The following is an 11,194-nucleotide window of genomic DNA, read 5'->3' on the forward strand; positions in this document are numbered from 1 at the left end:
TAAGGCGTTCAAAACAACCTTTTTGTATTTTTCCAAAATGGCTCGCTATTTTCTAAACATACTCTTAAATAAAAAGAATAATTAAAATTGTTAAATTACTTCAATAAAATATTTCATGTCGTATTAAACTATACTCAAAATAACATGATTTTCAATCCCTTTCTTTTGCTGAGAAAGGAACTTTGGTTCTCTGACACTTTTGGTGGAGTCAGCCAATGAACAATACTACATCTAACTTTAAGCCCGTAGAGCTGTCATCTTTGTAGAAAAGAGTAAGCCCGCATACAGCAACGCCGTAGGCGTGAAATATGCCACCGCTACGCGGTTTTATTCATTATTTTCTATAAAAATTAGCACACCTACGGTGTTAGTCTGAAAGTCCAATGCTTAATAAGTTTTACACAGAAAGTGTCAAAGAACAGGGACTTTGGAGTAAAGAAAATTTCAAAAACACTTTTGATTGAGTATAAAAACTCTTCATAAGTTTTCAAAAATCGCTGAATGTCAATTTGAAATACAACTTTTACCTTTTAACTTTCGTAATAACTTATTATTTATTCCTATCAATAATATTAACGATTTTTTAATTTGTTTTTAGCCCTTCATTGTAAAAACGTAAGTAGCTTTGTGGTTCTATTTTGAAATGACTGATTTTTAGATGGCAATAATCATATACAAAGAAAAGCAAACGAGTAATCACTCGGCACAAGACCCGGTCAAAAAAGAGAAGGTGCAGATGCTTCCTGTCAGATTTATACTTAGCAGGAGTCTTTTAGCCATATTTGCTTTATTTGTGTTCTTGATTTCCTTAGCCTTACTTAGTCAATCGCTTCGTCTTTTGGGAGGAGAGCAGCTACAAAACATTATTGCGGCTACTTCTAACCCCTTTATAGGACTTTTTATAGGCTTACTCACTACCGCAATTATACAAAAAAGTTCACTCACTACCTCTATCGTAGTGGCAATGGTATCAGCAGACACCCTATCCTTAGCTAATGCTATTCCTATCATTATTGGAGCGAATATTGGCACTACTATTACTGCGATGTTAGTTTCTTTTGCTCATATTACTAAGAAAAAAGAGTTTAAAAGAGCAACCAGTGCCGCCGCCGCTCACAATTTATTTAACTTACTTACTGCTTTGATATTTTTTCCTTTGGAATACTTTACTCATTTTCTAAGCAATTTTTCTGTAGCTATTACGCGCCAAATCAAACCTTTAAGTAGTATCTTTTTTGATGCAGGTTTGCGAGGTTTTATAGATTTGACGGTAAACCCTGCGTATGAGTTTTTATTCTCACTTTTTAACTCTAATATCATATTTCTGCTTCCCTTATCTTTGCTATTATTATTTTTTTCTATCACAGTTTTTACTCTGAGTATCAAGGCGATACTCATGGGTGAGGCATGGGTACGTTTACAAAACTTTATTTTCGGCACCCCACTCCGCTCTCTGACTTGGGGGACAATCTTGACTGGGGCGATGCAGTCAAGTTCACTTACTACTTCTGTAACAGTACCCTTAGTGGCTACTCGCAAAGTTTCTTTAAAAAATGCTTTCCCTTTTATCATTGGAGCTAACATAGGAACAACTTTTACAGCTCTTTTAGCGTCTATTTCTCAGTCTGATACCGCTTTGAGTATAGCTATTACTCATCTTTCCTTCAATGTACTCGGAGCTATTGTTTTTTTCCCTTTCCCCTTTATCCGCATGATTCCTTTCCGACTTGCCCAAGTGTTAGGAAAGCTAACCATGAAAAATCGTATCATTAGTCTGATTTATGTACTGCTTGTATTTTTCATTATCCCGTTCTTATTGATTTTTTTCAATAAACTTTTTTAATGCTAAGTTTTTTGTATATTTGTGTATTCAAATAATCGTATAAACAAGCATAAAACTTACTATGAGAGTTAAACATTTTAACTTAGGGGTAGGAAGCCAAATCTTCAAAGCCCTGAGTGATGAGTCCCGCATACGCATCTTGTACTTGATTGCAAAAAATAAGGAAATGTGTATCTCTGATTTGGAATTGGTCTTAGATTTCACTCAAACCAAAATTTCTCGCCATTTAATCTATCTAAAAAATGCAGGATTAGTAACCCACCGAAAAGTAGACCAGTGGACTTACTATGCTATTAAAGATGAATTAGTCGACTTTGTGGAGTTAGTGATTAGATACTTTGAGAAGAACCCTGAACTTGCTAATGACCTAAGTACTTACAAAACCCTTTATTCTAATAGAGAATTAGCCATTAATAAGATAGAAAAGAAAAATAGAAGATATGAAGCAAAGTTTTAGTATTAAAACTTACTGTAACTATTTAGGTAAATTTTAGCTGGACAATGCTTTTAAGCCCGTACTTTTGTTGCCAAAGCTCAAAATCCTTTACTACTCCCTGCCCTTGCTGGTAAATCATATTGCGCAGGGGCATTGGTGGATAAACTTCCTATAAGTACATAAGCAAATTAAAACACCCTTCTGCCCCTATCTAAATCTTTCAGTTCCCCCACATGGTCAGTGCAGTTTAGGCAATTAGGATTACATACAAAGAAGAATAGATAGATTTAAAATTTTTCAAAGAATATGAAAAATAATTTCATATTGTTTAGATAGAATGACAAAAATCATTTTTTTTGAAGAGACTGCTATTTAATTTAGTATCATTAAATTAAACTATTCCTATGACAAACCCAAAAAGTGTTATTATAATTGGTGCTGGCATGGCAGGGCTTTCGGCGGGTTGCTATGCACAAATGAATGGTTTTGATTCTCAGATTTTTGAAATGGGAGATAAGGCAGGAGGGGTGTGTACCTCTTGGAAAAGAGGAGATTACACCATTAATGGTAGTATGCACTGGTTAGTAGGTTCGGCGCCCAATGTAAAAATGCACCAAATGTGGTTAGAATTAGGAGCAATCCAAGACAAGATGTTAGTGAACCACGATTTGTTTTTTGTACTTAAAAATCCCGGGGGGAAAGACTTTCATTTTTATACCAATATTGACCGATTAGAAAGTTATTTGAACCATATCGCTCCAGAGGACAAAGACGAAATTACAGACTTTATTAAAGCTGTAAGGACTTTCATAGAATATGATTTACCCACAGAAAAAGCACAAGAACTTTTTGGCTTATTTGATGGACTGAAATTAATCTTTACAGAGTTTCCTATGCTTATGGAGGCAATCAAATGGAGTAGGATTAGCATAACCGACTTTGTAAAACGTCTAAAAAATCCTTTGTTAAAAACAGCTTTTCTTGCTTTTTGGCACCCCGAAATGGTCATGACTACTATCATTGTTACTCTGGCATGGTTACACAAGCGAACCGCAGGCTATCCTATGGGCGGTTCTGGGGCTTTTATACAATCTGTGGTGGAGCGATACCAGCAATTAGGAGGATACATAGATTATCACAGCAAAGTAGAAAAAATCATTACTTATGACGACAACGCCGTTGGCATTCAATTAGCAAACGGCAAGCAGTATTTTGCTGATTATATAATCTCTGCCGCAGATGGATACACTACTATTTTTAAAATGTTAGGAGGCAATTACATAGATGATACTATTAAACAGGTATATACCTCATTTAAGCCATTTCCTTCTATTTTCTATATAGCCTTAGGGATAGATGAAGCATTTGACGAGTTGGAAAGCACCGTAGTAGGTTATAACCTACCTTTGCTTAAGCCTCTTAAAATAGGAAACACTGTGCATGAAAGAGCTACTGTACAGATTTATAATTTTGACCCTACGCTTGCTCCCAAAGGTAAAACGCTCATGACTTGTTTTTTAGCTACTGACTATGATTCGTGGGAAGAGCTATATCACCAAAGAGAGCAATACGAAGCGGCAAAAGACAAGGTACTCAGCGATTTTATTGAAAACCTTTTGCTTCATTTTCCACATATAACAGATAAGATAGAAATGAAAGATTGCTCTACTCCAATGACTTATAAAAACTATACGGGAAATTTCAGAGGAAGTTATGAGGGGTGGCTGCCTACTCCAGAAGCAAGCAAAATACACATTAAAAAAACCTTACCTAAGCTACATCGCTTTTACATGATAGGGCATTGGGTGGAAACGGGCGGAGGTCTGCCCCCTGCGGCAATGTCAGGACGCAATGTAATCCAACTGATTTGCAACCAAGAAAATAAAAAATTTAAGTCGTATATTTCTTCAGTAGAAGCAGTCATGCTTTGAGGTCTAACCAAATGTTAATCGCTACTTCATTTTCCTTTTGGTAAAATGAGGAAATTATTGCTAATTTGCGGTTGTATTTTTTACTATCATTAAGTCTGAAAGTTTTAGCAAGAATACGAAAAATATGCCTAACTTTTAAGTATAATGATGGTAGTAAGTATTGAAGGATAAGCATGTATAAAAAAACACTCTCCAAAAATACAACTGCATGGAAACCAAATTTTTAGAGCTTACTCGCGCACAAGAATCTCGCGCCGCTATTGAGAAACTCTATATAGAAATGCGTCATCTTTTCAACAGAGGTTTTTATAAGCCCTCTGGCGTATCTGGTCGTGAAGTAAGCAAGGCTCTACTCACACTTCGCCCTGAAATCTACGGCTCTATCAACGACCCCGCCAAAGTCGAACTCAACGGCTTGGTCTATGTCATTGACCGCCTGCCCAAAGGCATAGAGGAGTGCCGTTTCATCAAGTTGGTTTCCGAAGAGGGTTATTATAGCTCTGAATTTGATACAATTATTCCGCCTAAACGCAAGCGAAACTGTTACCGCATAGACAAAGAGCAAATGTTTATGGAAATCACCAGAGGGCGTAGCGAGATTTATGATATTCTTACGCACCTGACATTCTTGTTTATAGAAGCAGATAAAATCAAAAGGCGAGCTATTGACGATAAAGGAAGAGTTACAAGAGAGTGGCTTAAATTGGGGGAAATTGTAGAAGGCGGATTAGAATTAGAAGAAGCAGAGAGAGAAGTTGCATTTACCTATCTAAGCACTATTTTAGGACGAACTTTTGAGGAAACTAAGTACGCTTATGCAAGGTTACAAGAAAATAGCCACAGCAACAACGGACTTTTTCATATCGTCTATTGGTTAGGAAAAATTGCGATTGAGGAAGAAAAACAAGAAAAAGACCGCGAAATAAGTTTTACTTCTGCTCTAAGAGAACGCATTGGGCATCACATCTACGGAGAAAGATGGGCAGAGAATATAAAAAGGTTATTGGCAGAGAAAGACTTGTTGCATAGACCGTTGCACATCATCAGTGCTAACTTGCATAGTTTTCTGAACAGCCTTTTTGCTTATGCGGCTTTGAAAGAGGCTTTTGCAGGAAAGAAATTAGAAGAAATTGCCGCAGAGCTAAGCAAGCCTCAAAACAAGGCTTTTATGGAAGAAATAGAGGAATATGCCCATTTTCACGGTATGTACGTATTGCACGACCATACAGGCACAAACATTACTGTACAGATTTTTGATACAAGTAAAATAGACCTTAAAAAGTTACATCCTGATATTGAGTATGATGAACAATATATCAACAGAGAAAAGCCTGTCATTTTTGTCATGGACTATGCTTTTGGGGAGCAGGCTTATGAGGTCATGGACGAGTTACTCAAACCATATTTTTTAGAAGGTAAAAATCACCACTTAAATGTGGTTTCTATCTCAGTTATGGGAAAAGCGGGTATTTTAGAAGGAGGCAAAGGAGATTTGATGATTCCTACAGCACATGTCTTTGAAGGGACGGCTGATAATTATCCTTTTGAAAATGAATGTAAAAAAGAAGGCTTTGAAGGATATGGAATTGATGTGTACGAAGGAGCGATGATTACTGTATTGGGTACTTCTCTGCAAAATCGCGACGTGCTTTCTTATTTTAAAAATTCCTCTTGGCGTGCTATTGGCTTAGAAATGGAAGGAGCGCACTACCAAAAGGCGATTCAGTCTGCCTCCAAAATCCGCAAAAATATTTCTAAAGATGTCATCTTGCGTTATGCCTACTATGCCTCTGATAATCCTCTCATTACGGGGAGTACATTGGCATCGGGTAGCTTAGGCATGGTAGGTGTAAAGCCTACTTACCTGATTACTACTAAATTCTTAAATAGGATTTTAAAACCCAACTAATTAATTGTCATCAATTTACGTACATATTCCTTATTGCAAGCAGGCGTGCCACTATTGCGATTTTCATTTCAGTACCAATGCTTCTACTAAGACCCAAATGGTAGAGGCTATCTGCAAGGAAATAGCCTTGCAAAGCAACTACTTGGAGGGCAAAGTCTTGCAAAGTATTTATTTGGGTGGAGGTACGCCTTCCTTGCTTTCTGAAAAGGAATTAGGCAATATTTTAGAAACAATTAGGTTGATTTTTCCTATTGAAAAAAATCCTGAAATCACCTTAGAAGCCAACCCAGATGACCTCAGCCAAACAAAACTAAAAGAGTTAAAAAATTTAGGAATCAATCGTCTAAGCATTGGGATACAATCTTTTCACGAGCCTTTTCTCCTTTGGACAAACCGCACTCATCACGCCGAAGAGGCAGAAAAATGCGTAAAACTTGCCCAAGACATAGGCTTTGAGAATATCACTATTGATTTGATGTATGCCTTTCCCGCAGATAATCATGCTATTTGGCATAGTGATTTACAAAAAGCCTTATCACTTGGCGTTCCTCATATTTCTGCTTACTGCCTAACCATAGAACCCAAAACTGTTTTTGGGAATTGGCAAAGAAAAGGGAAAATCCAGCCTATTAACGAGGAGTTTGCCTCCCAACAGTTTGAAATATTGGTAAATACCTTAGCGGCAAATGGATATGAACACTATGAAATCTCAAATTTTGCCAAGCCTCCCTACTACTCCCGCCACAATACTAACTATTGGAAAAAAGGCACTTACCTCGGTATTGGAGCATCAGCCCACTCCTACAATGGAGAAAGTAGGCAGTTTAATATCAACAACAATGCCCTGTATATCAAGTCTATACAGCAAGGAATTGTGCCTTTTGAGAAGGAAATACTTAGTCTAAGCGACCATATCAACGAGTACCTCATGGTCAGCCTAAGAACGATGTGGGGCTGTGACATTAACTTTTTGAAAGAAAAGTATGGATACGATATACTAAAAGATAAAAAAAACTTTACACGCCTTTTAGACTACCAAGCCAATGCACTATTAACCATTGAAAATGAAAAAATTATCTTAACTTTTAAAGGGAAACTTTTAGCAGATGAAATTGCAGGAAACTTATTTGTATCATAAAAGAATAAAAAACTATCCTTTCTTGTAACCTTTAAAAAAAGTTAGCGTTAGTTTTATTAGATTATAATTTCAGAAAATATTGAAAATTTAAAACTTAGTACAGTGGAAAAAAGTAAGATTTTTTGGAAAGGTGTTTTTGCTAATGTAGCAAAAGCTCTTGCATTTTGCATCCCTCTTTATGTACTTACCCAAATAGATTTAGGAGAAGTAAGTATGGATACACTTCTGCCACTCAATATGACATGGGTTGGGCTTGGAGTAGTCTTGACGGGAACCATTACGCGCTATTTTTGGTATGGATTGGGTTTCTCTCCTATCAAAATTTGGGCAAAAGCTCTTTTATTGGATTGGTTGGGGACATTTATTTTCATGCTTACCACCTTTGGGATAAACAGTTTAGGTATGTTTGTTTACTTTTTGATTTTTGGTTTCTGGATATACCCTATCCTTATCGCCTTAGGTCTATGGATAGGTAGCGTTTTCCAAATCCAACGAAATAGCTTTGAGGCAACCCATGAGGTTTAACTTTGATAGAGCGCAATGTTATACATATATGCCTAATAATCTCATAGGTTGCTAAAGTAGTTTAAAGCACTTTTGCCAAAAACTCGTTCATTTCTTCTCTTAATTGCTTAAAAATTTGCTCAAAAGTGTTGAATCTATCTCGCAGTGCTACATGGTCTTCTGCTTTTCTATGGTCAGAGGCAACAGGGTTCTCGGTAATATTTTGCTCTATCTCCGCTTGGTTCATTTTAATAGCGTGCTTCAGTTCATCTAACTGTTCATCGTTGATAATCAACTGATTTTCAAAATGACTTACCCGTATTTTTATTTCTTTATCAGAGTTTTTACTTGCTACCTCATCGAGCCTATTTCTCAAGACTTTGATTTCATCTTTATAAAACTCTAAGGAGGCTAACCAAGATTTGTTTTCTTTGTGCTGTTCGGTAATATAGCTTTGATTTGAAGTCATGTTTTTTAAAGAGTTTTGTTGTTAAATGCTCAAAAATACAGTCAGTAATATGAATAAAAAATGACAAATGTCATTGATGCAAAATATTTTAGCAATCAGAAAGATATAATGTTGAATTCTTTTTGCAAAGACTAATTACTGCTTAGGATAATATTACTTTTTATGCCTTATTGATTATTTGATTGCTATTTCCCCATCTTTCAAATACAAAAAATTATCTATACACTTGGGGATTTCTTCTTGATAATGCGTAACATATATCAGCGTATCAGTACTTGTTAAGTAAGTATCTAAAAGATTCAAAGACAGGTTAATATACTCTACATCTAAGTTTTGGAAAGGTTCGTCCATAATGAGCAAGGCAGGTTTTTTCACCAATGCCCTGATAAGCAAAATAAGCCTCTGCTCACCTGTGGAAAGATGTAAAAAATTTCTCTGAGCCAAGTGGGTAAAGCGGTAATAGGCAAACAACGCTAAGATAGCATGTTTTTCATTTTCAGTAAGTTCTCTTGAGAGAGTAAAACCATCAAACAAGCCTGTTGCGGCTATTTCAAAGGCTGTCATGGTATTTTGCAAGTAAAAATGCAGTTCAGGAGAAACAAAACCAATCATTTTTTTGATGTCCCAAATGGTTTCACCCTTGCCTCTTGGGTAGTCAAAAAGCACAATATCATTGGCATAGCTTTGTGGGTGGTCGGCATAAATCAAACTCAGCAGGGTAGATTTTCCTGAACCATTGTTGCCTAAGACAGCCCATTTTTCTCCCTTCTTCACCGTCCAATCAATATTTTTCAGTATTTGCTTTGCACCATAGCTAACATTCACCTTAGAAAACTGAACGGTAGTCTCGAAGTCAAGTCCTTTATTCGTTTCTATAAAAGGAATGGCTATCGGGGGACTATTTGGAGTATAATTTTTAATCAAATCCAAGCTACTTAGTACACGAACTTGGAAATTGCTGACCTCAGCAATGTGAGTAATTTTTTGGGGAATATCCTCTTTGTTAGTAACCAATACAATTTGTAATCCACTGTCTATAAGGCTGTTTATCAATTCATTCATTACTTGGCGAGTAGATATATCCAAGCCAATATAGGGATTGTCTAAAAGCAGTAATTGAGGTTTTTTGAGGAGTGCTTTGGCTATAAGCAGTTTGCGTTTTTGCCCGTTGGAGAGTTTTATCACTTCCAGAGGCAACACTTCCCTCAATTGGAGCAGGTCTGCAATGCTATCGAGCTGAGGCTTGTCGATGCGTTGGAATAGCGATTGGTAGAGCAGTTCTTGGGCAGTGATAATTCCTTCGGTTTGCGAGGCATAGTAGCGTTGCTGGTAATAGAAAGCACTGTAATCCAATAGTTTACTTTGCTCTTGGAAACTTACTAAGGCAATAGCTTCTTTATCAAAAAAATAATTTACCCCCCCTTCCTGAAGAAAATATTTTCCTGCCAAGCACTCTAATAAAGTAGTTTTTCCTGCGCCTATTTTCCCAAGTATTGCCCACTGCTCTCCTTTATGTATATGAAAATTTAAGTTTCTAATAACAAGTTGGTTAGATTTTGTAAAAGTAGCGTTCTGCAAGGATAAAAATACTTGCTTAGAGGCTGTATTCTCTTTCATTTCAGGTACTTGGTTTATCGTGTGAAAGTATGGCTAACTGTTTAAGGGTTTCGCTTAGATGCCTTAAATCAGATTGGTGCAACTGCTCGGTCAGGGCTGAGAGTTGGATAACTTTCTCAGCGTCAAAAGAAAGTTGGTCATCAAGCGAAGATTGAGCAAGGTTCTTTTCTTGAAGCGTATTGATTCTATTGGCTAATTGCTGAATTTTAAGTCTTTGCAGGTACTTTTCTTTTTGTTCTTGTAATTGTTTTTTTACGGCTAAGTAGGCTTCTATTCTCTTTTTAATAGCGTCTATATTTTTTTGAGAAGTTGCAATTAGGTTATCTGCGACTTCTTTTTCCTCTTGCGTAGCATTAGCTAAATAGTCGTCTTTGAGAAAATAATGGTACCTATAATTACCAACGCTAAAGTATTGCAATACATCTTGCTTTTGAAGGCGCAGTTCGTCCCCTTCCCTATCTACTTGCAATGTATATGTTTGATAAACAGAAATATACGCTTCGTACATTGCTTGGTAAAACTCTTGGGAAAGTTTCTCATCTTCGCTAATATAATACTCGCACTGACGAATCCCTTGCAAAATATCATTTTCCGTTTCATCTATCTTTGCTTCTGGTTGATTGATAGGATTTTCCAAAGGTGTTGGCTGTGAGGAAGTTGATGTTTCAGATACTAAGCCGTAGTAAGTTTGTCTAAAATATTTGAGAAAATCCCTTAGATAATCGTGCTTGAAATTGTAGGCTTTCAAAGTAATGGTTTGGCTATGCTCAGTATTGAAAGAAAACTCTAAGTTGTTGTCTATATTCCAATTTTCAATTCCACCTGCATCTGCCAAATTATGCACTTCCGTACCGCTATTTTTGACGCTCTTGGTGATTTTAGGGTTACGGATTTGTTTAAGTGGTATTGTTTCCACTTTTTTGCTTACTAAGCCTTTAGTAATTTGGATTTTATCGCGATACAAAGCGATTTCTCTGTATTGCAAGAAAAGAGGAGAGATAATAGCTGTAGCTGTAAAAATTGCTGTAAGAAATTGAGCAATAATTTCAAAAAAAGCCCATTCCCAAGAGCGAAATAGGAATACGCCGCCTAAGGAAACAAGTGCAAAAATACCCATGCCCAAATTGACATCGTCAGAGGCTTTTAATACAAATAGCTTTTCTTGCGTTTGTTCTGTCATATAGTACTCCAAAAATTACACATCAAATCTGCCGATGCTGATTCCAATTGTATGATGGTATTTTATCTACTGTTATCAATTTGATGAGAAAAGTGTTTTTTTGAATAAAAATCTGTGTTTATCAGCCAAATCCGTATTATCGGTGTTCTATTTTGGAACACTGATGA

Annotated in this window: 9 protein-coding genes; 6 read left to right on the top strand and 3 right to left on the bottom strand. The window is 36.5% G+C overall.

Translation table 11 applies throughout. The annotated features are described in order from the left end of the window. Positions 1 to 658 precede the first annotated feature (658 nt). The 6 genes from BM141_RS21185 to BM141_RS21215 all read left to right on the top strand — a co-directional run bounded on the left by BM141_RS21185 (position 659) and on the right by BM141_RS21215 (position 7,782). Entirely contained in the window at positions 659 to 1,843 is a 1,185-nt protein-coding gene (locus tag BM141_RS21185; RefSeq protein ID WP_091549450.1) for a Na/Pi symporter, read from the top strand. Positions 1,844 to 1,904: 61 nt separating this feature from the next. Then, positions 1,905 to 2,300, top strand: coding sequence for an ArsR/SmtB family transcription factor (locus BM141_RS21190; RefSeq protein WP_091549451.1), 396 nt, complete (start codon positions 1,905 to 1,907; stop codon positions 2,298 to 2,300). Between the two features lie 383 nt (positions 2,301 to 2,683). Then, a complete protein-coding gene (locus BM141_RS21195) occupies positions 2,684 to 4,210 on the top strand; it encodes a phytoene desaturase family protein (RefSeq protein ID WP_091549452.1) in 1,527 nt (508 codons plus the stop codon). 208 nt (positions 4,211 to 4,418) lie between these two features. Next, positions 4,419 to 6,119 (top strand): DUF6909 family protein, encoded by a 1,701-nt coding sequence (locus BM141_RS21205; RefSeq protein WP_091549454.1) that lies wholly within the window; start codon positions 4,419 to 4,421, stop codon positions 6,117 to 6,119. 4 nt (positions 6,120 to 6,123) lie between these two features. Then, on the top strand, positions 6,124 to 7,257 hold the full coding sequence (hemW, locus tag BM141_RS21210) for a radical SAM family heme chaperone HemW (RefSeq protein WP_091549455.1): 1,134 nt from the start codon (positions 6,124 to 6,126) through the stop codon (positions 7,255 to 7,257). 102 nt (positions 7,258 to 7,359) lie between these two features. After that, on the top strand, positions 7,360 to 7,782 hold the full coding sequence (locus BM141_RS21215; protein WP_091549456.1) for a hypothetical protein: 423 nt from the start codon (positions 7,360 to 7,362) through the stop codon (positions 7,780 to 7,782). Positions 7,783 to 7,843: 61 nt separating this feature from the next. On the opposite strand, the gene BM141_RS21220 is transcribed toward BM141_RS21215, so the two are convergent. The 3 genes from BM141_RS21220 to BM141_RS21230 all read right to left on the bottom strand — a co-directional run bounded on the left by BM141_RS21220 (position 7,844) and on the right by BM141_RS21230 (position 11,027). Then, entirely contained in the window at positions 7,844 to 8,230 is a 387-nt protein-coding gene (locus BM141_RS21220; protein ID WP_091549457.1) for a hypothetical protein, read from the bottom strand. Between the two features lie 174 nt (positions 8,231 to 8,404). Then, positions 8,405 to 9,847, bottom strand: coding sequence for an ATP-binding cassette domain-containing protein (locus BM141_RS21225; RefSeq protein WP_091549458.1), 1,443 nt, complete (start codon positions 9,845 to 9,847; stop codon positions 8,405 to 8,407). 1 nt (position 9,848) lies between these two features. Next, entirely contained in the window at positions 9,849 to 11,027 is a 1,179-nt protein-coding gene (locus tag BM141_RS21230; protein WP_091549459.1) for a YdbT family protein, read from the bottom strand. Between the last annotated feature and the right edge of the window lie 167 nt (positions 11,028 to 11,194).

Origin of the sequence: Thermoflexibacter ruber (assembly GCF_900113045.1) — a bacterium.
In the GTDB taxonomy this organism is placed as follows: Bacteria; Bacteroidota; Bacteroidia; order Cytophagales; family Thermoflexibacteraceae; genus Thermoflexibacter; species Thermoflexibacter ruber.

Bases quoted from the DNA above. Each gene is read 5' to 3' on its own strand.
- BM141_RS21185 (WP_091549450.1), top strand. From the start codon at position 659: ATGGCAATAATCATATACAAAGAAAAGCAAACGAGTAATCACTCGGCA.
- BM141_RS21190 (WP_091549451.1), top strand. From the start codon at position 1,905: ATGAGAGTTAAACATTTTAACTTAGGGGTAGGAAGCCAAATCTTCAAA.
- BM141_RS21195 (WP_091549452.1), top strand. From the start codon at position 2,684: ATGACAAACCCAAAAAGTGTTATTATAATTGGTGCTGGCATGGCAGGG.
- BM141_RS21205 (WP_091549454.1), top strand. From the start codon at position 4,419: ATGGAAACCAAATTTTTAGAGCTTACTCGCGCACAAGAATCTCGCGCC.
- BM141_RS21220 (WP_091549457.1), bottom strand. From the start codon at position 8,230: ATGACTTCAAATCAAAGCTATATTACCGAACAGCACAAAGAAAACAAA.
- BM141_RS21225 (WP_091549458.1), bottom strand. From the start codon at position 9,847: ATGAAAGAGAATACAGCCTCTAAGCAAGTATTTTTATCCTTGCAGAAC.
- BM141_RS21230 (WP_091549459.1), bottom strand. From the start codon at position 11,027: ATGACAGAACAAACGCAAGAAAAGCTATTTGTATTAAAAGCCTCTGAC.